This is a genomic window from Brachyspira sp. SAP_772, from assembly GCF_009755885.1.
Lineage (GTDB): Bacteria > Spirochaetota > Brachyspiria > Brachyspirales > Brachyspiraceae > Brachyspira.
On record NZ_VYIX01000002.1, the window covers coordinates 424,417 to 448,397 of the forward strand.

General features: G+C 24.6%; 20 protein-coding genes. 16 read left to right on the plus strand and 4 right to left on the minus strand.

Annotation, left to right across the window (positions count from 1 at the left end; all coding sequences use genetic code 11):
• Positions 1-20: 20 nt before the first annotated feature.
• Positions 21-1,532 (minus strand): protein translocase subunit SecD, encoded by a 1,512-nt coding sequence (secD, locus tag GQX97_RS07080; RefSeq protein ID WP_157151249.1) that lies wholly within the window; start codon positions 1,530-1,532, stop codon positions 21-23.
• A gap of 36 nt (positions 1,533-1,568) precedes the next feature.
• Positions 1,569-1,994, minus strand: coding sequence for a preprotein translocase subunit YajC (gene yajC / locus GQX97_RS07085; RefSeq protein ID WP_157151250.1), 426 nt, complete (start codon positions 1,992-1,994; stop codon positions 1,569-1,571).
• Between the two features lie 185 nt (positions 1,995-2,179).
• Between yajC and GQX97_RS07090 the strand changes: the two genes are divergently transcribed.
• The 15 genes from GQX97_RS07090 to GQX97_RS07160 all read left to right on the plus strand — a co-directional run bounded on the left by GQX97_RS07090 (position 2,180) and on the right by GQX97_RS07160 (position 20,444).
• Positions 2,180-2,449 (plus strand): hypothetical protein, encoded by a 270-nt coding sequence (locus GQX97_RS07090; RefSeq protein WP_157151251.1) that lies wholly within the window; start codon positions 2,180-2,182, stop codon positions 2,447-2,449.
• Positions 2,439-6,530: a hypothetical protein gene (locus GQX97_RS07095; RefSeq protein ID WP_157151252.1), complete on the plus strand. Its 4,092-nt coding sequence runs from the start codon at positions 2,439-2,441 to the stop codon at positions 6,528-6,530. The genes GQX97_RS07090 and GQX97_RS07095 overlap by 11 nt, the downstream gene beginning before the upstream one ends.
• An 18-nt stretch (positions 6,531-6,548) precedes the next feature.
• Positions 6,549-7,394: a radical SAM/SPASM domain-containing protein gene (locus tag GQX97_RS07100; protein ID WP_157151253.1), complete on the plus strand. Its 846-nt coding sequence runs from the start codon at positions 6,549-6,551 to the stop codon at positions 7,392-7,394.
• A gap of 4 nt (positions 7,395-7,398) precedes the next feature.
• Positions 7,399-8,283 (plus strand): bifunctional 2-polyprenyl-6-hydroxyphenol methylase/3-demethylubiquinol 3-O-methyltransferase UbiG, encoded by an 885-nt coding sequence (locus GQX97_RS07105; protein ID WP_157151254.1) that lies wholly within the window; start codon positions 7,399-7,401, stop codon positions 8,281-8,283.
• On the plus strand, positions 8,280-9,011 hold the full coding sequence (locus tag GQX97_RS07110; protein ID WP_157151255.1) for a sugar phosphate nucleotidyltransferase: 732 nt from the start codon (positions 8,280-8,282) through the stop codon (positions 9,009-9,011). The genes GQX97_RS07105 and GQX97_RS07110 overlap by 4 nt, the downstream gene beginning before the upstream one ends.
• Positions 9,008-10,816 (plus strand): lysylphosphatidylglycerol synthase transmembrane domain-containing protein, encoded by a 1,809-nt coding sequence (locus GQX97_RS07115; RefSeq protein WP_157151256.1) that lies wholly within the window; start codon positions 9,008-9,010, stop codon positions 10,814-10,816. Before GQX97_RS07110 ends, GQX97_RS07115 begins: the two co-directional genes overlap by 4 nt.
• Before the next feature lie 27 nt (positions 10,817-10,843).
• A complete protein-coding gene (locus GQX97_RS07120) occupies positions 10,844-11,629 on the plus strand; it encodes a glycosyltransferase family 2 protein (RefSeq protein ID WP_157151257.1) in 786 nt (261 codons plus the stop codon).
• 2 nt (positions 11,630-11,631) lie between these two features.
• The gene (locus GQX97_RS07125; protein ID WP_157151258.1) at positions 11,632-12,768 is read left to right on the plus strand and encodes an NAD(P)-dependent oxidoreductase; all 1,137 of its coding nucleotides are present in this window, start codon (positions 11,632-11,634) and stop codon (positions 12,766-12,768) included.
• An 8-nt stretch (positions 12,769-12,776) separates the two neighbouring features.
• The gene (locus GQX97_RS07130; protein ID WP_157151259.1) at positions 12,777-13,556 is read left to right on the plus strand and encodes a glycosyltransferase family 2 protein; all 780 of its coding nucleotides are present in this window, start codon (positions 12,777-12,779) and stop codon (positions 13,554-13,556) included.
• A 281-nt stretch (positions 13,557-13,837) separates the two neighbouring features.
• On the plus strand, positions 13,838-14,056 hold the full coding sequence (locus GQX97_RS07135) for a hypothetical protein (RefSeq protein ID WP_157151260.1): 219 nt from the start codon (positions 13,838-13,840) through the stop codon (positions 14,054-14,056).
• Between the two features lie 73 nt (positions 14,057-14,129).
• Positions 14,130-15,062 (plus strand): GDP-L-fucose synthase, encoded by a 933-nt coding sequence (locus GQX97_RS07140; RefSeq protein ID WP_157151261.1) that lies wholly within the window; start codon positions 14,130-14,132, stop codon positions 15,060-15,062.
• 10 nt (positions 15,063-15,072) lie between these two features.
• Positions 15,073-16,071 carry a GDP-mannose 4,6-dehydratase gene (gene gmd, locus GQX97_RS07145; RefSeq protein ID WP_157151262.1) on the plus strand — a complete coding sequence of 333 codons (999 nt, stop codon included), beginning with the start codon at positions 15,073-15,075 and terminating at the stop codon, positions 16,069-16,071.
• A 170-nt stretch (positions 16,072-16,241) separates the two neighbouring features.
• On the plus strand, positions 16,242-17,543 hold the full coding sequence (locus GQX97_RS07150; RefSeq protein WP_157151263.1) for an MATE family efflux transporter: 1,302 nt from the start codon (positions 16,242-16,244) through the stop codon (positions 17,541-17,543).
• Between the two features lie 253 nt (positions 17,544-17,796).
• Positions 17,797-18,492 (plus strand): glycosyltransferase family 2 protein, encoded by a 696-nt coding sequence (locus GQX97_RS07155; protein WP_157151264.1) that lies wholly within the window; start codon positions 17,797-17,799, stop codon positions 18,490-18,492.
• 29 nt (positions 18,493-18,521) lie between these two features.
• Positions 18,522-20,444 (plus strand): hypothetical protein, encoded by a 1,923-nt coding sequence (locus GQX97_RS07160; RefSeq protein ID WP_157151265.1) that lies wholly within the window; start codon positions 18,522-18,524, stop codon positions 20,442-20,444.
• Between the two features lie 61 nt (positions 20,445-20,505).
• Here GQX97_RS07160 and GQX97_RS07165 read toward each other — a convergent pair whose 3' ends face one another.
• Entirely contained in the window at positions 20,506-21,681 is a 1,176-nt protein-coding gene (locus tag GQX97_RS07165; protein ID WP_157151266.1) for an acetyl-CoA C-acetyltransferase, read from the minus strand.
• Between the two features lie 109 nt (positions 21,682-21,790).
• On the opposite strand from GQX97_RS07165, the gene GQX97_RS07170 reads away from it, so the two are divergent.
• Entirely contained in the window at positions 21,791-22,531 is a 741-nt protein-coding gene (locus tag GQX97_RS07170; protein ID WP_157151267.1) for a TRM11 family methyltransferase, read from the plus strand.
• A 111-nt stretch (positions 22,532-22,642) separates the two neighbouring features.
• Here the strand turns inward: GQX97_RS07170 and grdF are convergent, their stop codons facing one another.
• Positions 22,643-23,953 (minus strand): sarcosine reductase complex component B subunit beta, encoded by a 1,311-nt coding sequence (gene grdF, locus GQX97_RS07175; protein WP_157151268.1) that lies wholly within the window; start codon positions 23,951-23,953, stop codon positions 22,643-22,645.
• Between the last annotated feature and the right edge of the window lie 28 nt (positions 23,954-23,981).

Sequence of the window (23,981 nt, forward strand, 5' to 3'; positions counted from 1 at the left end):
ACTATAAAATCCTTATTTTATTAAATAAAGAAGAATCCAGCTTTCTTCACAAGTTTTGTACGAATAATTTCTTCATATATATATCTAGTAATAAATACAGCAGTAAATAGGTTTATTAAAATACCAAAGAATAGTGTAACTGCAAAACCTTGTACAGGACCGCTTCCAAATATCCATAGTATTAAAGCTACTATTATTGTTGTAATGTTTGAGTCAAATATTGTAGCAAAAGCTCTGTCATAACCAGATATAATAGCATCAGAAATATTAGATTTTACTTTTAATTCATCTTTTATACGTTCAAATATAATAACGTTAGCATCAACTGCCATACCTATAGTAAGTATAAGACCAGCAATACCCGGCAAAGTAAGAGTAAATCTCAAAGGAGAAAGTATAGCAATAATTAATATAACGTTTATAAGCATAGCTATTGTAGATAAAACTCCAGATACTCTATATACAGCTATCATAAATACAGCAACTAAAATTGCCGCCATAAATAAAGCAGTAGTACCAGCCTTAACAGAGTCAGCACCTATAGATTGACCTACAACCTCTTCTTCTACAACACTTACTTTTAAAGGTAAAGCACCTTCTTTAAGTATTCTAGCCAAATCTTGAGCTTCTTCTATAGTAAATCCGCCTGTAATAACACCCCTTCCTCCTCTAATCTCTTGATTGATATTAGGGGCACTTATTACTTTATCGTCTAACACAATGGCAAGCATTCTATTAACATTAGCAGCAGTTACTAATGCAAATTGTTCAGCTCCTTCGTTATTAAGTTCAAACTCAACAGTAACCTCTCCAAATTGTCCCCCGCCTACATTAGCATTAATTAAAGCAGAACCATCTAAAGAAGCCTCTTTTTCTATAAATACAGGAGCTCCTCTTATTCTTCTTCCAAAGTCATCTTTTTCGCTATAAAAATAAACTTGCTTATCATTTTCTGGTATTTTAGCAGTATTAGTGAAAACACCTAAAAGCAAGTCATTGCTTGTAATTGTAGCAGAAGCTTCTTGATCTACCAAATTGAAAGTGAGAGCACCCTGACTAAGTACAACGCTTTTAATTCTATCTGGGTCTCTAGCACCCGGAAGTTCAACAACCACTCTATCATCGCCTTGCTTTCTTATGCCAACTTCACTAACTCCAAATTGGTCAATTCTTCCTCTTAATCTAGATATAAGTCTTTCCATAGCATCATTTTTCTCTTCAGCTGTCAAAGATAATGCAGTTCTATCTAATCTATTAGCATAATCTTCAAAGTCCGCCTGAAGTACTATCCTTATACCGCCTTGTAAGTCTAATCCCAAATTCACCGACTCACTTCTAAGACGTTTAAGTGACTGAATATCATCAATTTGCTCTTTTGTATAGCCTTTAGATATCATCTCATCTAATGACATATTACTTTCTTCTTTTTTATCTTCTGATGTAAAAAAATACCATCTCACTGTAGGAGTGATAAACCAACCCATGATAGCAAGACCTATAATTATGAATGCTAGCCTTAAATTATGACTCATGTTGTTTTCCTATTTTTCTTTATTATTGTTTTTCTATTATTCTTTTTTGTCTTCAGATTGTGCTTTTTCTAACTCTTCTTTTATTTGATTTTTTTCTTCTATAGCTTTTTTATCTTTCTTTTCTTCTTTCTTAGCATTAAGAACTTCATCGCTAACTACTGCTGATATAGAAGATTTTATTATTTCTATTTTTGTATTTTCTCCTAATTTCACTATAGCAACTCTTCCGCCTTCTTTATCAGAAATATATTCAGCTACTATACCGCCAGCTACAATTATTTTATCGCCTTTTTTAAGGTTAGCTATGCTTTGAGCTAATTTTTGTTGTTGTTTTTTTTGTGGTCTTATTAGTAAAAAGTAGAATATAGCAAAAATAGCTACCATCATACCTATTGATACTAATGGGCTTCCTCCTGCTTGAGCTCCTGCCTGACCTTGTGCATATAAAGTTGCTGTGAACATTTAATTACCTCTTTTTTAAAATTATTTTTAAATATTTTTAATGATATCAATAATTTATACTTATGTCAATATTTCAGTATTTCATTTTTTATATATAATACTTATTACTTAATAATTTATACTATTATATTTATTGACATTAGTGTTGATTATAGTATAATATTTTGAAAATTAGGTATAATCATATGAAACAAACAAACAAACAAACAAACAAACAAACAAACAAACAAACAAACAAACAAACAAACAAACAAACAAACAAACAAACAAACAAACAAACAAACAAACAAACAAACAAACAAACAAACAAACAAACAAACAAACATTTCTATACAATCTCAAGTTTTACTCAGCTAATACGCTCTATTTCTGTTGCAAAAATTTTTATTACAAAATTAGAACTCTTCTATCTAATAAACTTTGTATTTTTTCAAGGATCAGTATATGAAAAATAAAAAACTACTATTGAAAATTGCTGTTGTTGTAGCTTCCATATTAATTTTAGCAATTATTACATTGACATTATTAGGTAAAAAAGAAAGAGTAGGGTATTTATCAGAGTTTAAACTAAATGTTAATAAAACTTTAGAAATAAATGGATTGGATATAAATAAAACTAAACAATTATTTACTATAGATAATAAGTTAGATAATACTGCTTTTACTAATTATATTTTTACTAATGATTCTATAACAAATTATAGCTATGATTTCAGAATAGAATATTATAGCAAAGTATTTAGACATGGTGATATATATGGAGTTTATCCTAATTTAGCTAATTTACAAGAATATGTGCAATTAGCTAAAATGGGTGATAATAATGGTACTCCTTTTGGTAATTTAATTTCTAGTAAAATAATAAATACGGATAAAATTGATAATATTAACTATGTTTTAAAAATAAAATATAAATTTATATTTACATTTACTTTATTATTAATTTTATTGTTAATTTTATTGTTAATTTTATATGTTTGTTTTATCTATAGGAATAATATATATAAATTTTTTGTAAAAATAAATAATATTTTAATAAAAAATAATATACTTATATCAAAAATATGTTTTATTATTATTTCTGTACTGATTGTTTCAATAGTAGTATTAATATTATTAGGTAAAAAAGAAAGAGTAGGGTATTTATCAGAATTTAATATAAATATTAATAAAACTTTAGAAATAAATGGATTGGATATAAATAAAACTAAACAATTATTTACTATAGATAATAAGTTAGATAATACAGCTATTACTAATTATATTTTTACTAATGCTTCTATAAGAAATTATAGCTATGATTTTAGAATAAAATATTATAGCAGAGTATTTAGAAATAGTGATATATATGGAGTTTATCCTAATTCAAACAATTTGCCAGAATATATTAAATCAATTAAAATGTACGATAATAATGGTACTCCTTTTGGCTCTTTAATATCAATTGAAGAATTAAAATATGATTATAAAATAGATAATATTAATTACATTTTGGAGTTTAAAAGTAATGTTATCATATTTTCTATATTTGCAGTACTATTGTTTCTCATAATAATAATTTACCTTAATTATATATATCTAATTAAATTTATAAATCTATTTTTATTTGATGAGCAATATAAAAAAATAAGAAAAATATCTATATTGGCAGCTTCTACTTTAATAGTATTTTTATTTTTATTATTATATATTTTAGGTAAAAATGTTCATAAAGCTCATTTAGAAGATTTAGAATTAATAGCAGAAACTAAATCAGGATTTGTTTATAAATCAAAAGTAAATTTTAAATGGCTATTTTCTTCTAACTTTATATACAAAATAGATAAAATTAGTTTTGAAAAAAAGCCTGATTATATAAAAAATTATGGATTTAATTTGGAATTAACATCTGTTCCATGGAAAAGTTCACAAGATTTTGCAGCTTTTGCAGATAATAATTTTGAAGGATTTATAGTATCTAATTCTAGTTCTAACTATACTTCTGGTGGATATAGTTATAATATAGAGTTATCTAAAGGTGAAAAATATATTGTAACAATAGAAGCTAAAAAGATAAGTGAAAATATTAGCGGAGTTATTAAATATAGCTTGAACTCTAGTCCAAATATTACTATTTCAAATACCGATAAAATGACAGATAATTATCAAAAATATATTAGTGAATTAGAAATATCAGAAAATAATATCTCAGAAAGACCAGCTGTACGTTTTGCTTTTCCTGAAGGTATTATTAATATTAAGTCCATTAAAATAGAGCAAGTATCAGATAATTTATGTCTTAAGCAAGGAAATAATATAATATTTACTTCTTCTAAAAAAATTTATTATGATAATGTCGATATTAATTTTACTTTAGAAATTAGTAAATACTTTTCTATTTTGATGAAATTATCAATAATTGTTTTTATAATATTTAATATTATATTCAATATTATCGATTACTTATTTAATAAATATTTTAGTAAAATAAGGTTTTATTCATATATTCCAAAAATATATAATTCAGAAAATCAAATTCTACTATTATCACTTATTGCTTTTATTTTTGTATTTCCATTAATATATATTATTAATCAAACTATAAATCAAATATATCCATATTATTATAATACAGAAAATAATGTATTTACTTTACAGTATATATTAACATCAAGTAATTTAATGCAAAATACTTATCAGGCGCCATCTATTACACCAACATTGCTGTATAAACATATATTGATACCGATTGGTAAAATATTGGGTGTTATATCAGTATCATCATTAGAAGAATTAAGTAAAGCATTAAATCCATATTTATTGTATTCGGATTTTATGCAATATATTTCTATTACAAATTTATTAATATTATATATGTATTCTATTATAATGTATGCTAATGTAGTATATTTATTAAAAAATACATTAAAATATATTAATAAATATGTAGTATTTGTATTGTTAATTTTTATCAATTTATCTATTTTTATTATACCAAATTATACTATACATATAATTTATAGACCAGAACCAGTTGGGTTATTATTTTTAGCAATTTCTTTAAGTTTTATGATTGCTACATCAAAAACAAATAATCCAACAAAACATATTATATATATTATCTTATCTGGATTTAGTATGGGATTAGCATTTCTCTCAAAATTATCTTTTGCAAATGCTATTTTATTATTTCCATTATTATATTTTATTTTTAATAAAGAAAATAATTTTAACTTTTTTAATAAAATAAATATATCATTTAAATTATCTTTGTTTGTAACAATTATATTATTCACAATTGCTGTAATATTAAGTAAAGTTATATATGATGATAACCTTGTGAAGCAAGTTTTTTATAGATATACTAAATATAATATACCATTTTTATTTATATTACCTTCTATCTTTCTTGTGTACACTATATTTTTATATTTAATATCAAATAATATCATAAAAATTTTTAAAAAAAATAAGAATTTTATATTTAGTTTTAATATTTATATAATTTCATTTATTTTATCTATATTTACAACTTTATTGCTGCCAAATGGTATGCAGACTCTATATAATACATATATTTTTGCATATACTCCATTTGTTTTTATAATGACGGTTTCCAGCAGTGCTATAAAATTTTATACAGGATATATGGAGAGGTATATATTATTTATTTTGATTATTGTAAATATATTTGTTATATTGAAATATAATAAATATATTATAAATAAGATTAATTTATATTCATTATTGATAGCGATTTTTTCATTTGTATTAACATTACTTATGAATTCTATTTTATCTAGATCTGGAATATCACTTAATTTTCATTATTTTGATGGTCCTGTTACATATTCTACAATTTTTATAGCTTTTATAATATTATTTATTGAATTATTTAATTATGTAAAATATAAAAATATATTTGCGTTATTTTTTACAATCATATTAATATTTTACTCTTTTTTATGTTTTAGTAATGTTAGAAAATTTATATATCCTAATAATGTGGAAAGTACATATTTATACGATGATTATTATTTTAGATACGGAGTTTATGGTAGAACTGCTGTTGAGTATACAAAAATAATGGATAATATGTATCCCGATAACACTTCATTTAATTATGCATTTAAACTTAGTTCAGATGTAAAAAAGTTAAAAGTTTTATTAAAACAAATAAATAATAACTATGATATAGGTAATACTTCTATAGCATATACAGGAAATTATCTATCTCTATCTAAAGATAAAATAATAACAGAAGTTGATAATAGATTGTTAGGAAATTTAATTGTTAAATTAAATAATGCTACAAATGATGTATATTTAAGATCAGATTATAATTTTTATTTAATATCAGAAAAATATTATTTTATTGATGATAATAGAATAGAATATTTAAAAGATTATAAATTTGCTATTAATGGTAAAAATTATTTTGTATATAAATTGAATCAATTGCATTGGACTGAATTGAATTATGGTTATAATGGCTATTTCAAAATAGATTCTACTGATATTGGAGAAGCATATATTTTACTAGAACAAAAATTTTAATAAAAAAGGAGAATATAAATGAAAAAAATAAAAATATTATTGGATAAATATATTTTAACTCAAATAGAAAAGATATCTCCAAAAACATACAGACAATTTTTTGAAATTTATAAAAAGGTTTATTCTCCATTTATTAATAGAATCAAATATCATGATAAATATTTTTTTAATATAGTAGGGATAGAAACATCTACTTATTGTAATAGAAAATGTGATTATTGTCCAAATAAAGATAATGAAACACCAAAATATATTATTGATGATGTAATATTTAAAGAAGCAATAAAACAATTAAAACAAATTAAATTTAATGGTATATTACAATATAATTTATACAATGAACCATTATTTAATGATAAATTAATTGATGAAGTAAAATATGCAAGTAATGAATTAAAAAATGCCATTCATATACTTGTTACTAATGGTGATTTATTAACAATAGAAAAAGCTGAGAAATTAATTGATGCTGGAATAGATAAGTTTGTTGTAACTATACATGATAAAAATCCAGAAAGAGCTTATGAAAGATTAAGTAAAGTTAAAGATGTTATAAAAGATAAAATGCGATTACAAACAATATATGATTTACCAATACAAAACAGGGGAGGAGCTGTTGATATTGATAAATATGAACATCAAAAGCTCAAAGTTTGTCCTAATATATTATCATTAACTATTAGTATAAATGGAGATGTTTTATTATGTTGTAATGATTATTATAAGAAACATGTAATGGGTAATATAATGGAAAAAAATATAGTTGATATTTGGAAAAGCTATTCTAATTTAAGAGAAGAACTTTTAGATAAAAATATAGTAAGATTAGATATATGTAAAAAGTGTTTAGAAATAGAGGATTAAAAAAATGAAAAAGATTGATATTAAATGCCCTATATGTTCAAATGAAGATACTATCGAATATTTATATAAAAATTCTGTAGGCAATAAAAGTATAGTAAAATGTAAAAATTGTGAAATAGAATATTTATATCCATATCCAACACAAAAAGAACTTGAAGAAATATATTCTGATGATTATGCTGCTTGGGGAATAGGTGAAGAAGATTCTTTTTCAAAGATGAAGAAAGATAAATTTAAAAAGTTATTGAAAGATGTATTGAAATATAAAAAAAATGGAAAATTACTCGATATAGGATGCGGACCTGGATATTTAATGGAAGAAGCCAAAGAATTAGGTTTTGATGTTTATGGGGTAGAAGTTGGAGAAAAAGCAGCTGATATTGCTAAAAATAAATTTGGTAACGAAAAGATTTATAATGGTATTATTGAAAAGTCAAATTTTCAAAATAATAGTTTTGATATAATTATGATGAGCGATGTATTGGAACATGTAGAAAACCCTTTAGAGTTATTAAAAAAATCAAAAGAGTTATTAGTACATGATGGCAATGGGTATATTATTATTACAACTCCTAATACTAATTCATTTACTTGTAAAACTATGAAATCTAAATGGTCTCATTATAATATTGAACATATACATTATTTTAATAAAAAAAGTATAGAAACATTAGCAAGTTTAACTGGATTTGAAATCATTGAGATTAGACCATTTTGGAAAGTTTTAACTTTTAAATATATGAATAGTATTTTCAAATATACAAATAGAAAATTGTTGTCTGGAATATTTTCAATACTAGAGAAAATACCTGTTGTTGGAAATTTAGAAATACCAATATTGATAGGTGAGTTTTTTGTTGTATTTAAAAGTGTTAAGGAAAATAAATGATTAATATAGTAATACCTATGGCAGGTGCTGGAACTAGATTTTATAATTTAGGATATAAAGTTCCTAAACCTTTAATTGAAATGCAAGGATATCCATTTTTTTATTATTCTGCTAAAAGTTTAATAAAATATTATGAGTATTCAAATTTAATATTTGTAGGACTTAAAGAACATAATAAAGATAATATATTAATAGATAAAATATTATCTTTATTCCCAGATGCTAAAATTAAACTTTTAGATGAAACTCCTCCTGGAGCAGTATTAACATCAAGAGAAGCTATAGAATTAATAGACAATGATTATCCTGTAGTTTTTATAGACTGTGATCTTTGTTTTTATAGTGAAGAGTTTAGGTTAAATCAGAATGAGTTAAATAATTTAGATGGATTTTTATTAACATTTAAATCAGACAAACTTTGTTATAGTTATTGCATTAAAGATAATAATAATAAAATAATAGGAACTAAAGAAAAAGAAGTTGTTAGTAATGATGCTATAGCAGGTGTATATGGATTTAAAAATATTTCATTATTTGATGAAGTAAGCAAAAAATATTTAGAAAATTGTTCGTATTCAGAATTTTTTACAAGCGGAGTTTATAATATTGAACCATTAAAAAATGGAAATGTAAAAATTTTTGAATGCGATTTTAATATTTCATTTGGAACAGTAGATGAATTTTTGAAAGTAAAAGAAAATAAGGTTTTTGATTTATTTAAATTATGATAAATAAATATATTATATTAGCTATTATCCTATTTTTTATTGGAAATATAATAAAAGCATTTAGGACTTTATATATTTTAAATCCTTATTTAAATAAACCTATAAAGCCATATTTAAAAAGTACATTTATAGGTTTTTTAATAGATTTCTTTTTTCCTTTTAGGGTATCAGATATAGCAAGAACATTTGTTTTTTCAAGACTTACAAAAAGCTCTTGGAGAATGTCTTTAAGTTTAGCGTTTATTGAAAGAGTATTTGATTTAATAATAGTATTTTTTATATTGTTATTTTTTAATATAAAATCATTATCCATATTGATATTGTTTATTACAGCGACATTGATATTTGTATTTTGTAATTTTATAATATTAAAAAAAACATACTATTATTTATCTTCACTTTTTAATGACTTCATAAAATCTTTTTTACTGGGGTTATATTGGTCTTTATATAGGTTTAGAATTGATATTATTGACAATAAGAAAAAATTATTTGTATTTTCATTATCTAGTTTGTTAATGTGGATTTTCAATATATTATCTGTTATTATTGTAAGCAATGCAATTTTTAATGTAGATTTGAAAGATTTGATTTTGCATCAGTTTACAGATTTAACATCAGCAGGACTAATAAAATCTTTATCTATATTTAAAGAAAATGATTTTATAAATTATATTTCATATTTATTAATTCCAAATATATTACTCATTATAATAGCCTATATTCCATTTAAGGAAAAAGAAAAGACTTCATCATTAAAAATGATACCTTATGTATCTAATGATATATCATTGTCATTTTTCAAATATTATTTTAATAATAAATATTCAAAAAATGATGATACTTATTATAATATGACTAATAATGCCACTATTATAAAAGATTTAAGTGCTGCAAGTGAAGCGAAAACCTATTTAATGCAAGGAAAAGATAATTTGTTTGTAAGAAAAATAGCACTTTCAAATGCTGCTGATAAATTAAAAGCACAATATGAATGGCTTGAAAAGAATAATAATTTACCTTTGCCAAAAATATTGAACAAAGTTGAAGAAGAGAATTTATTTTCTTATGATATGGAATATTTTGCCAATGGGGAGACTTTTTTTACAACTATACATTACATAGATGTAATAGAAGCTTGGGATATAATAAAAAATATAATTGATAAATTAAATGATTGTTATTCAAATGCAAATTATATAGGGAATAAAAAAAATATAATAGATAATATATATAATGAGCATATATTAAATAATATTAATTATTTATTAGATTCTAAATATAAATATTTGACTAAATATAAATATTTGGTTGTAAATAATACAAAAGTACCAAATATAATGAATATGCTTAATGAATTAAAAGAGTTTCATTATTCTTTAGAACATAATATACAATATATACATGGCGATTTAACCATAGAAAATATACTTGTAGATAATAGTAAGAATTATATTCTAATAGATCCAGCCCCTAGATATAATAACGTATTTGCTGAATATGCTAAACTTTTTCAATCTCTTCACGGAAAATATGAGTATGTAAAAAATCTAAATACTTATTCTATTAATGAAAATATTATTACATATCCGGATTATTCCACTTTAAAATATGAAAGAATATTTAATTATTTGAAAGATTATATAAGAGATAAATTTGGAGATAAAGGGTTAAAAAGTATATATTTTTATGAATCAATTTGTTATATTAGAGCAATAGTTTATATGATAAAATTAAATAAGAGTAATGCTTTTTTAATGTTAGCCTTAGCAGGTTTAGCATTAAATGAATTTGATACATTATGAAAAATATATTAGTTATAAGGTTGTAGTATGAAAATATTAGTATTTATACCAATGTATAATTGTGAAAAACAGATACCTAGAGTAATATCACAATTTGACGAAGAAACTCAAAAACTATTTACAGAGATTTTAGTTGTTGATAATATAAGTAAAGATAATTCTTTATTAGCAGCTGAAGAAGCATTAAAAAAATTAAACAATATAAAGACTACTTTAATACAAAATGAAGAAAATGTTAGTTTAGGCGGTTCACACAAAGTAGCTTTTAATTATGCAATAGACAATGATTATGATTATGTAATAGTACTACATGGTGATGATCAAGGTAGTATTAAAGACATAGTACCATATTTAAAAGATGGAACAGCTTTTAAATATGATGCTTTTTTAGGTGCTAGATTTATGAAAGGGGCTAGTATTAAAGGATATTCAAATTTGAGAATATTTGGTAATAAAATATTGAATAGTATTTATTCTATTGTTGTAAAAAGAGCAGTATATGATATGGGATCTGGATTAAATATGTTTAAAATTGATATTTTAAAAGATAAATTTTATATTAAAATATTGCCTAATAGCTTGACTTTCAATAATCTAATGCTATTATATTTAGCATATAAAAAATACAATTATAATTTTTTCCCAATTAATTGGCGAGAAGATGATCAAATTAGTAATGCAAAAATGTTTAAGCAAGGTTTTGAAATATTAAAGTTTTGTTTTTTATATATTTTTAGTTCTCAAAAACTTTTTATTGATAGAGAATATCTAAAAAACTATTTTTATACTATCAAATATACAAATAAGGAATAAGAATGATGAATATTTTGATTACAGGTGGAGCAGGTTTTATAGGCTCAGAATTTGCTAAATTTTTATTATCAAAAGGAAATGAAGTTAAAATTTTAGATACATTAGAATATGGTTATAGAGATAATTTTGAAGATAATGAGTATTTAGTTAAGAATTTTATATTAGATGATATTAGATCTAAAGATTTTAATAAGTATCTAAAAAATATAGATATAGTTGTGCATTTAGCAGGAATTTCAGCATTGCCTGAATGCGAAGCAAATCCAACAAAAGCCATTGATATTAATATTACAGGATTAACCAATGTTTTGAATGCATGTAGATCGAGTAATGTTAAAAAAATTATTTTTTCATCTACTTCAGCAGTATATGAAAATAATAATCCAAATGATATTTATACAGAGGATATGATCGTATATCCTAATTTAATATATTCTACAACAAAATATATGGCAGAACAAATATGTAAATCATATTCACAAAATTATGATATGAATATTATAATTTGTAGATTTTTTAATATATATGGTCCGCATCAAGATTTTAAAAGAAAATATCCTCCATTTACAAGTTATTTAATAAGAGAAATAGTTAATGGCATAAAGCCCACTATTTTTAATACATCTGATGTTAAAAGAGATTACATATATGTTGATGATTTAATGGAATATATGTATAGAATGATTAATTCTGAAAAAAAATATAATTCAGAAATTTTCAATTTATGTTCTGGAGAAGGATATTCAGCTTTAGAAATTGCAGATATAATTTTTAGAACATTAAATAAAAATATTGAATATAATAGCGGTAATCCAAATAGTTTTTGGGATAAATATGAAGAATTATTTGATAAAAATTATAATTTAAGTAGAAAAAGAATAGAAAAAGAAGTATTTAAAAATGCTATAGGTTCAAATGTTAAAGCCAATAAAGAATTTAATTATATTCCTAAAACAAAAATTATTGATGGTATTAAACATATAATAGATTTTCAACTATCTAGTGTAAATAAATACAGTGGGGGGGGGGGGGTAAATAGTGCTTATAATTATATTGAAATATTAAAAATAATATCATATGTTTATATATTAATTATCATTTTTTTATATTTAAACTCTAGTAAAAAAATTAAGGTATAAATATTATTATGAGAATATTAGTATTTATACCAATATATAATTGTGAAAAACAGATACCTAGAGTAATATCTCAATTTGATGAAGAAACTCAAAAACTTTTTACAGAGATTTTAGTTGTTGATAATATAAGTAAAGACAATTCTTTATTAGCAGCTGAAGAAGCATTAAAAAAATTAAACAATATAAAGACTACTTTAATACAAAATGAAGAAAACGTTAGTTTAGGTGGATCACACAAAGTAGCTTTTAATTATGCAATAGATAATGGTTATGATTATATAATAGTACTACATGGAGATGATCAAGGCAGTATTAAAGACATAGTGCCATATGTAAAAGATGAAACAGCTTTTAAATATGATGCTTTTTTAGGTGCTAGATTTATGAAAGGCTCAAAAACACCAGGATATGATAAGATAAGAATATTTGGAAATTATGCTGTTAATATTTTTATTAGTATATTTCTAAGAAAAAATATTAAAGATATGGGCTCTGGATTAAATATGTTTAAAACAGAAATACTAAAAAATCAATTCTATTTACCTTTTAGAAACGATTTAACATTTAATGTATATTTATTATTTTATTTAATATATTCTAAAACTAATATTTTATTTTTTCCGTTAACTTGGCGTGAAGATGATCAAATTAGTAATGCTAAAGTATTTAAACAAGGTATACATATAATAAAAATGACTTTTCAATATGTATTAAATCCTAAAAAACTTCTTTTAAAAGGTGATGTAATTAATAATTTTAATTATAATATTATATATAAAAATTATTAAGTTAATAATTTTTATAATTTATAAAAAATTAATTATTCTCCTTTATTAATATTTTTGTATTATATAATTAGAGTTAAAAATACAATTAAGTATAATTAAATGAAATGTTAAAATATGATTTAATTTATCAATTATTTATTAATTATGAAAGTAGCGTATACACTATTTACATAAGCAGAGATTTTAGCATGTATTTTTTTGTTATTTATCAATAAAGATAAAGAATAGAATTGATAATTTTCATTATTATGATATAATAATTTACTAAATGGAATAAGAATATGAAAACAAACAAACAAACAAACAAACAAACAAACAAACAAACAAACAAACAAACAAACAAACAAACAAACAAACAAACAAACAAACATTTCTATATATTCTCAAGTTTTACTTTACTAATACGCTCTATTTCTGTTGCAAAAAAAATTATTACAAAATTAGAAATCTTCTTTCTAATAAACTTCACACTTTTTCAAGGAATAATATATGAAAAATAAAATATTTATCTCAAAAATATATTTTATAACTATTAGATATTTGTAAGATTAAACAATAATAAGGTTTTTTAGTATGAAAAAAATATATATAGCAGGACATAGAGGTTTAGTTGGCAGTGCAATAGACAGAATGCTTACAAAAAAAGGATGCTCTAATATAATAAGAAAAACACATTCAGAGTTAGATTTAAGAGATAGAGAAAAAGTATTTGAATTTTTTGAAAAAGAAAAACCTGAGTGGGTATTTTTATCAGCTGCTAAAGTAGGCGGGATATATGCTAATAATACCTACCCTGTAGATTTTTTGCTGTATAATTTGCAAATACAAAATAATATAATAGAAGCTTCTTATACTTATAATGTTGAAAAATTAATGTTTTTAGGTTCAAGCTGTATATATCCAAAAGAATGCTCTCAGCCAATAAAAGAGGAATATTTACTTTCAGGATATTTAGAAAGCACAAATCAGCCTTATGCTCTAGCAAAAATTACAGGTATAGAATTATGTGATGCATATAATAGGCAATATGGTACAAACTATATTGCTGTAATGCCATGTAATCTTTATGGTATAAATGATAATTATCACCCTGAGAATGCTCATGTTATACCTATGCTTATAAGACGTTTTCATGAAGCAAAAATAAATAATTTGAAAGAAACTGTTATTTGGGGGAGTGGCAATCCTTTAAGAGAGTTTATGTGTTCCGATGATTTAGCAGAGGCTTGTATTTATTTAATGGAAAATAAAGATGCTAAAGATATAGGTAAATTTATTAATATAGGTTCTGGAAAGGAAGTTACTATAAAAGAGTTAGCAGAGTTAATAAAAAAAGTTGTTGGTTTTAAAGGGGGGATAAAATTAGATAGCTCTAAACCAGATGGTACTATGAGAAAATTACTTGATGTATCTAAAATAAACTCTTTGGGTTGGAAATATAAAACTGAACTTGAAGATGGTTTAAAAATAGCTTATGAAGATTTTTTAAAAAACTACAATAAATAGGGTTAAAAACATGAAAAAAGCACTTATTACAGGAATCACAGGTCAAGACGGTTCTTATTTGGCTGAGCTTTTATTAGAGAAAGGTTATGAAGTACATGGTATCATTAGAAGAAGCTCATCTTTTAATACAGAGAGAATAGATCATTTATATAAAGACCCCCATATTAATGATGTAAAAATGTTTCTTCATTATGGAGATTTATCTGATAGCTCTAATTTATCAAGATTATTAGAAAAAATACAGCCAAATGAAATATACAACTTGGCAGCACAAAGCCATGTAAGAGTAAGTTTTGATATGCCTGAATATACTGCTGATGTTGTGGGACTAGGTACTATAAGAATACTTGATGCTATAAAAGATACTGAAATTAAAACAAAATTTTATCAAGCTTCAACAAGCGAATTATATGGAAAAGTTGTTGAAACTCCTCAAACAGAAAAAACCCCATTCTATCCAAGAAGTCCTTATGCTTGTGCCAAATTATATTCATATTGGATTACAGTTAATTATAGAGAAAGTTATGATATGTATGCTTGTAATGGTATATTGTTTAACCATGAAAGCCCAAGACGCGGAGAGACTTTTGTTACCAAAAAGATAACACATGCAGTTGCTAAGATTTTAAAGAAAGAACAAGATAAATTATATTTAGGCAATTTGGATGCAAAAAGAGACTGGGGATATGCGAAAGACTATGTTGAGGCTATGTGGCTTATGCTGCAGCAAGAAAAAGCTGATGATTATGTAATAGCTACAGGTGAAACACATTCTGTTCGTGAATTTCTTGATGAAGCTTTTGGTCTTGTAGGGCTTGATTGGAAAAAATATGTTGAAATAGACCCTAGATATTATAGACCCTCTGAAGTAGATTTACTTTTGGGTGATCCTACTAAAGCTAAAGAAAAATTAGGTTGGACGCCAAAAACCGCCTTTAAAGAGTTAGTAAAAATAATGTTGGAATATGATTTAAATAATATAGGATTAAGTTTAAAGGATTTTAATTAAAAATTAATTATACTCTTTCATTGATATTTTTGTATTATTAATTAGAATTAAAAATAAGTATTTAAAATAATTAAATTTGTCGCCGGATAAATTTATTTATAACGTTTGTATTCATACCGTAGGCCTTAGAAAGTATGAACGCAAACGTTTTTTATTATATAGGGTCTTTTATGAATAATATACTTTATCTATTTATTAAATATGTATCACTCAATGTGCTTGGTATGATTGGTTTATCTTGTTATATACTTGCAGATACTTTTTTTGTGGCGAGGGGAATAGGTTCTGATGGGCTTACTGCTTTAAATATTGCTATACCTATTTTTAATTTTGTTAATGGAATTGGTTTAATGCTTGGTATGGGTTCTGCTACTAAATATGCTATATTAAAAGCACAAAATAAAAATAATGAAGCAAATATTATATTTACTAATTCTTTAATTTATATATTAATAATATCTGTTTTGTTTATAGCTGTAAGTGTTTTCTTTACATCTAGTATAGCTTATATTTTGGGAGCTAGAGGAAATATACATGCAATGACTAATATTTATGTAAAGATGATACTTTTATTTTCTCCTATGTTTATGCTTAATAATGTACTTTTAGGTTTTGTTAGAAATGATAATCACCCGAGGCTTGCTATGATTGCTATGCTTATGGGAAGTTTGTTTAATATTGTTTTTGATTATATATTTATATTTCCTTTTAATATGGGCATATTTGGAGCGGTGCTTGCTACAGTATTTTCTCCTATTGTAAGTATATTAATATTGTCAATTTTATTTATTAAAAAGAAAAATACATTTTTTATTGTTAAACCTAATATTAGTTTTAAGAAATTTTTTGAAATATCTTCTCTTGGTATATCTTTTTTAATAACAGAGGTTTCATCAGCTTTTGTTATGATTGCTTTTAATATAATAATACTAAATATTGCTTGTAATGTTGGGGTTGCTGCTTACGGAATAACTGCTAATATAGCATTAGTAATTATAGCGATATTTACAGGAATGGGACAGGGCGTGCAGCCTATTATAAGTATTAACTATAATAATAAAGATAATATAAATAAGATATATAAATACGCTATAATTTTATCAACAAGTATTTCTGTTATAGTTTATATAATTACTTATTTATTTGCCAATGAAATAACTTCAGTTTTTAATAGAGATAATATAGAAGAGTTACAAAAAATATCGGTTAATGGACTTCGTATATATTTTACAGCATTTATATTTGTGGGCTATAATATTATCACCTGCGTATATTTTTCTTCTAGAGATAAAGCTAAGCCAGCATTTATAATATCTATATTAAGAGGCTTTATATTTATAATGCCATCAATATTTATTTTATCTAGTATTTTTAATATGATAGGAGTATGGCTATCTTTTCCAGCTGCAGAGATTTTAACAAGTGTTTTTTCTTTATTATTTTTTATTAATAAGAATAAATACTATGATTGACAATTTTATATATTATGTTATAATAATCTAATATCTGGAATAAGAATATGCAAACAAACAAACAAACAAACAAACAAACAAACAAACAAACAAACAAACAAACAAACAAACAAATAAACAAACAAATAAACATTTCTATATATTCTTAAGTTTTACTTTATTAAACAAATTTATATTTGTTGCAAAAAATATTTTAATCAATCTAAATACAATCTTTATGGTATTTTCTAAATAAAAATTGAGGATAATAAAAATGAAAATATCAGTAATAATACCTTGTTACAATGAAGAAAATACGATAGAAACAATAATAGATGCTGTTATAAATTCAAAGTGCTCTATAGAAAAAGAAATTATTATAGTAGATGATTTTTCAAAGGATAATACTAGAGAAAAATTGAAATTACTTGAAAATAAAGTTCATCTAATTTTATACCATGAAAAAAACATGGGTAAAGGTGCCGCACTTAGAACAGGCATTAAAGCTGCTACAGGAGATTTCGTAATTATACAGGATGCTGATTTAGAATATGATCCAAATGAATATGATAAATTATTAGAACCACTTATTAATAATAAAGCGGATGTAGTCTTTGGAAGCAGGTTTGCAGGAGGAGAATCTCACAGAGTTTTATATTTTTGGCATCAGATGGGCAACACTTTTTTAACTTTATGTTCTAATATGTTTACAAATTTAAATCTTACAGATATGGAAACTTGCTATAAAGTATTTAGAAGAGGAATTATACAATCTATAGAGATTAAAGAAAATCGATTTGGTTTTGAACCAGAAATTACAGCTAAAATATCAAAAATACCAAATATTAGAATATATGAAGTAGGAATATCATATTATGGTAGAACTTATAATGAAGGTAAAAAAATAGGCTGGAAAGATGGTTTTAGAGCCTTATGGTGTATTTTTAAATATAATATTTTAATTCATTAATTTTACAAATTTTATAAGGTGTATATATTATGTTCAATAGAAAATTATTTTTAGTGATAATTACATTAATAGTGATAATAATTTATATATTAGGTATCAAACCAAGGGAAGCTAGTTTATATGAATTTATATTGGATGATTATATCACTTTACAATTAAACAATATTAATATTGAAGAAGTTAAAAAATTATTTACTACTGATAATAGATTAAATAATGAAGATTTAGCCAATTATATATTTACAAATGAAAATATTACAAATTATTATTATAGTTTTAGAGTAAGATGTAATGATAAGGTTTTTAAAAATAATCATATTTATAAACTAAATATAGAAACAAATAAAATATTAGAAAATAATAATTTTATTAAAGAAATTAATTTTGATAAGAAAGAAAATCTTTATGGCAATCTTATATCTGATAAAAAAATAGAAGAAAATAAAATTGATAATATTAACTATACATTAAAACTAAGATTATATTTTTTTATAGGGATTATTTTATTAATAACTATATTTTTTATAATGCCAATAAACTATAAAAATCCTCCTATTTTTCTTATTGAAAATGGTAAGCAAAAAGTATCTGTTTTAATTTTTAAATATTTGTTTTTTATTTTTTATATAGTATTTATAATTGTAGGGATATATCATCATGAACCTTGGAGAGATGAGGGTCAGGCTTGGCTTATAGCAAGGGATTTATCTTTATTGGATATATTTTTACAAACAGGACCTGATGGTCATCCTTTTTTATTTTTCTTTATTATTAAATCTTTTACTTTTCTTCCATTTTATCCTACTTTACATATAATAAATGCTATATTTATGTTGATAAGTGTATATTTTTTATTATTTAAAAATATTAAATATGGCTGGCTTACACAGTTTTTTATGATTTTTAATATTATGGTTATGTATGAATATCCTGTAGTTGCTAGAAATTATGGACTTGCTTTTATGCTTTATATTTTTATTTTATATGTATATGAATATAAATATATAAAAACTACAAGATATGTTATTTTAATAGGTCTTCTCATGAATACTACTGTTGTTGGAACTTCAATAGCTTTTGTAGAATCATTTTTCTTTATATATAAAATACTTTCTAAAAAAAATAATATATTTTTAAAGAAAAAAATGAGAGATATAATAATATTATATTTCTTTTTATCTTTAATATTATATCAAGTATTAATAATGATGTATAATAGATCTGGTATATTCTCTTTTATAAAAAATATAGAACATTTCTATTATTTGGCATTATTTATAGTAGTTTTTTCAGCTTGTTTATTTGGTTTGATTATATATTTAAAGATTAATAATAAATTTGTACTTCCAAAAATTAGTTATAAAAAAGAATTTATATTTAAATTATTTTTAACATTAGTATTTTTATTTTCTATAAATGCATTTTATAAATTAGCAGATAGACATGTATTTTTGTTTATTATGTATTTGATATTTTTAGTAAATTACTATAATAAAAATCAATCTTCTTCATTTAGATTAAATTTAAGTATATTATTTGTATGTATAATATGCTATTTATATTATTTTGATATTAACAGATATATTTATGATATTAAAAATGATTTTTCTTTTTCTAATAAGGCAGTACAATATATAAGAGAGAATAACTATGATGATAAAGAAAAATATATTATCATAGTTAATAATTTACATTATTTATCAGGATCAATATCTCCATATTTTAAAGAAAAAATAATATATGATACAGGACTTGAAAGATATATGAGTTTTTCTGATTGGATAGTAAAAAGAAAACAAAATAAACATAACAATACAAATTTTATTACCAATATGTCTAGTAAAACTATAATATCGTTAGATTATGAAAATAACGGATTAAAATATATAAAATTAACTAATTTCAATGCATTAGAAGAATACATAACATTTTATCTTGTTACTAATAAATAATTAAAATAAAGGGTTAAAACTTTATAATAAGCTTTAACCCTATTCATTGTTTTTATTGTAATTACATCTCTACAACCAAAGCAGTACCCATACCGCCGCCTATACAAAGCGTAGCAAGCCCTTTTTTAGAACCGCGTTTTTTCATTTCGTATAAAAGTGTAGTAAGTATTCTAGCTCCTGATGCTCCTATTGGGTGACCTATAGCAATAGCTCCTCCATTAACATTAACTATATCCATATTGAATTTTAACTCTCTTGCAACTGCAATAGACTGAGCAGCAAAAGCTTCGTTGCTTTCTATTAGGTCTAAATCTTCAACAGTTAGATTAGCCATTTTTAAAGCCTTTCTGCTAGCTTCTATTGGGCCAATTCCCATTATCCTAGGCTCAACACCATGAGTAGCATAACCCAAAACTTTAGCCATAGGTTTAATTCCAAGTTCATCAGCCTTTTCTCTAGACATAAGCACAACTGCAGATGCAGCATCATTAATACCAGAAGCATTACCTGCAGTAACTGTACCATCTTTTTTGAATGCAGGCTTTAATCTGGATAAAGATTCCATTGTAGTACCGAATGTAGGGTGCTCATCAGTATCTACTACTATTTCTCCTTTTTTAGTTTTAATTGTAACAGGCACTATCTCATCTTTAAATCTTCCGCTTTTTATGGCAGCCTCGGCTCTGTTTTGGCTTCTGCAAGCAAACTCATCTTGTTCTTGTCTTGTTATTTTCCACTGTTCAGCGATGTTTTCTGCAGTAACACCCATATGATAATGCTCAAAAGCACATATAAGAGCATCATTAAGTAAAGTGTCTTGCATTTTTGTCTCGCCCATTCTTGCCCCCATTCTCATAGCACTAGAAGTATATGGAGCCATACTCATGTTTTCTGTACCACCTGCAACAACTATGTCAGCATCTCCCGCCTTAATCATTTGTGCTGCCATTGATACTGCCCTAAGTCCAGAACCGCATAATATATTTATGGTTAATGCCGGTTTTTCTACAGGTATTCCAGCATTAATAGAAACCTGCCTTGCAACATTTGGAAGAAGTGCTGATTGTATAACACAGCCAAAATAAGTTTCATCAACTTGTTCTGGTTTGATATTTGCTCTTTTTAAAGCCTCTTTTACTGCAATAGTGCCAAGCTCTACAGCTGAAGTGTTTGCAAATGAGCCTAAAAACTTTCCTACTGGTGTTCTAACGGCACTTGCTATTACTATTTCTCTCATAATATAATCTCCTAATAAAAAACATTATTATGCATAGTATAGTCAATAAAAATATGTTTTACAATAGTTTATACTTGTTAATATAGTTTTATAGTGTATAATGAGAAAAATGAAAAAGAAGCTAGAATTACAAACAACCACTCTTTGGGATTATCCTTCCCAGCAATATTTAAAAAGTGAAGAAGAAAAGCATAAACATTATATAGGAGCAACACCTTCGTATATAATATGGAATTTATTAAATAGATATACAAAAGAAAAAGATTTGGTAGTAGACCCAATGGCTGGAAGCGGCACAACTGTTGATGTTGCAAGAGAATTAGGCAGAAGAGCTTTAGGTTATGACATTAATCCAAAGGCATTAGAGAGAAAAGATATTTTTAGAGCCGATGCAAGAAAAATACCTATAGAAGATGAAAAGGTTGATTTTGTGTTTATAGACCCTCCTTATAGTACGCATATAAATTATTCTAATGAAAAAAATTGTATAGGCAAATTAACTGCCAAAACAGATGAATATTATAATGCTATGGAAAAAGTTATATCTGAAATATTTAGAATAATGAAAAAAGATAGATATATGGCTTTATATGTTTCAGATTCTTATGAAAAAGATTATCCTTTTATGCCTATAGGTTTTAAGCTTTTTGAGATTATGAGCAAATATTTTATGCCAATAGATATAGTTTCTGTTGTGAGGCATAATAAAAGTTTAAGTAAGGGTAATTATCATTTATCTGCTATAGAATATAATTATTATTTGAGGGGATTTAATTATCTTTTTATAATGTATAAAAAAGGAAACAAAACCATAGACAAAAACGGAAAGGTTCATTTAAGAAATTTATAAAAAACATTTCTATAAAATAAAAAATTAAATTTACAAATAAACAATATAAAAAAAAGCCACTCAAAATATATAAATATAATGAGTGACTTTTTTGTTTATAAATTAGAAAAATTAATCTTCAAATACAGTTTGTTCAGTAACTTCAGTTTGTAAAGCTTTCAAAGCTCTTTCAACCATTTTTCTTCTAATTTTTTTACTAGTTTCTTCACCCAAAGGAGGATTACCCAAAGGATATGGAATACCAACGCCAGGAATAATTCTGTTAGCTCCAATAGTTAATGATATAGGTACTACAGTAGCCATGTGAACAACAGGTATGCCTGCACGTTCGATTTCTTTTACCATCGTTGCACCGCAACGAGTACAAGTTCCTCAGGTTGAAGTAAGTATAACAGCTTGTACACCATCTTCAATTAGTTTAGGTACGAAGCTTTCACCAAAACGTTTAGCATTTCCAGTAGAAGTACCAGTACCAGTAGTAGCGATGAAATAATCAGCTAATTCGCCTATACCGCCTTCAGCTTCTATTTCTCTCATAACGTCCAAAGGTATAACCAAGTTAGGATTTTCCAAAACGAATTGTCTGTCATATCCACCGTGTATAGTCATAAATTCAGATTTATCCATAGCTTTTTTACCTTTAATGCTATATACACCGTATTTAGTAGCACTAGAGCTTTCTATTTTATCAGGGTTTCCAACAGGAACTATACCGCCAGAAGTAACAAAAGCAATTTTAGTTTTTGTTATATCTTTAATAGCTTTAGCAGGAGGCACTTTATCGAAAATAGGCATAGGATATTCAGTTTCAACTTTTTCACCTTTAATTTTTCTTACTAATAAATCAACAGCACGAGTAGAACCGCGTACATCGCTAAAGTAGTTAACTCTGATTCCTCTTTCAAAATATCCTTCAACTTCAGGACCTTGAACTTCTTGCCCAGAAGCTAATTTTTTAGCTAAAGCAGCAACTTTAGGTATAGAGTTTCTCATATCAGCAGCAGAATCTTTAGTTTCTATTATGTATAAATCTTTACGATACATATCAACCCCAGGGTTTTCTTTATACATAGCAGTAACAACAGGGATTTTAAAATGCTCTTCAACAGCAAGACATATACCGCCGCAAGCAACCCCATAACGTCCAGCATTGAATGCAGGTCCTGCTATAAATAATTCTGGTTTGTACTCTTCCATCATCTTGATGATAGTTTGTTTAGCTTCTTCAAGATGTTCACCAAAATAGTTATCACCGCATATAACAGTAGCAACTATTTCATAATCATCGCCTAATTCTTTAGCCAAAGCTCCGCCGGGACCTACAATTCCTTGTCTAATTTCTGGTTTAATACCAGCTTGTTCTTCACCGCCAATACCAGCAAAGAATTGGTTCATATAATGTATAACTCTTTTTTTACTCATCTTTTTATTTCTCCTTTATAGTTTATTA

Bases quoted from the DNA above. Each gene is read 5' to 3' on its own strand.
- GQX97_RS07095 (WP_157151252.1), top strand. From the start codon at position 2,439: ATGAAAAATAAAAAACTACTATTGAAAATTGCTGTTGTTGTAGCTTCC.
- GQX97_RS07090 (WP_157151251.1), top strand. From the start codon at position 2,180: ATGAAACAAACAAACAAACAAACAAACAAACAAACAAACAAACAAACA.
- secD (WP_157151249.1), bottom strand. From the start codon at position 1,532: ATGAGTCATAATTTAAGGCTAGCATTCATAATTATAGGTCTTGCTATC.
- GQX97_RS07160 (WP_157151265.1), top strand. From the start codon at position 18,522: ATGTTCAATAGAAAATTATTTTTAGTGATAATTACATTAATAGTGATA.
- GQX97_RS07170 (WP_157151267.1), top strand. From the start codon at position 21,791: ATGAAAAAGAAGCTAGAATTACAAACAACCACTCTTTGGGATTATCCT.
- gmd (WP_157151262.1), top strand. From the start codon at position 15,073: ATGAAAAAAGCACTTATTACAGGAATCACAGGTCAAGACGGTTCTTAT.
- yajC (WP_157151250.1), bottom strand. From the start codon at position 1,994: ATGTTCACAGCAACTTTATATGCACAAGGTCAGGCAGGAGCTCAAGCA.
- GQX97_RS07110 (WP_157151255.1), top strand. From the start codon at position 8,280: ATGATTAATATAGTAATACCTATGGCAGGTGCTGGAACTAGATTTTAT.
- GQX97_RS07115 (WP_157151256.1), top strand. From the start codon at position 9,008: ATGATAAATAAATATATTATATTAGCTATTATCCTATTTTTTATTGGA.
- GQX97_RS07165 (WP_157151266.1), bottom strand. From the start codon at position 21,681: ATGAGAGAAATAGTAATAGCAAGTGCCGTTAGAACACCAGTAGGAAAG.
- GQX97_RS07120 (WP_157151257.1), top strand. From the start codon at position 10,844: ATGAAAATATTAGTATTTATACCAATGTATAATTGTGAAAAACAGATA.
- GQX97_RS07155 (WP_157151264.1), top strand. From the start codon at position 17,797: ATGAAAATATCAGTAATAATACCTTGTTACAATGAAGAAAATACGATA.
- GQX97_RS07125 (WP_157151258.1), top strand. From the start codon at position 11,632: ATGATGAATATTTTGATTACAGGTGGAGCAGGTTTTATAGGCTCAGAA.
- GQX97_RS07105 (WP_157151254.1), top strand. From the start codon at position 7,399: ATGAAAAAGATTGATATTAAATGCCCTATATGTTCAAATGAAGATACT.
- GQX97_RS07130 (WP_157151259.1), top strand. From the start codon at position 12,777: ATGAGAATATTAGTATTTATACCAATATATAATTGTGAAAAACAGATA.
- GQX97_RS07150 (WP_157151263.1), top strand. From the start codon at position 16,242: ATGAATAATATACTTTATCTATTTATTAAATATGTATCACTCAATGTG.
- GQX97_RS07135 (WP_157151260.1), top strand. From the start codon at position 13,838: ATGAAAACAAACAAACAAACAAACAAACAAACAAACAAACAAACAAAC.
- GQX97_RS07140 (WP_157151261.1), top strand. From the start codon at position 14,130: ATGAAAAAAATATATATAGCAGGACATAGAGGTTTAGTTGGCAGTGCA.
- GQX97_RS07100 (WP_157151253.1), top strand. From the start codon at position 6,549: ATGAAAAAAATAAAAATATTATTGGATAAATATATTTTAACTCAAATA.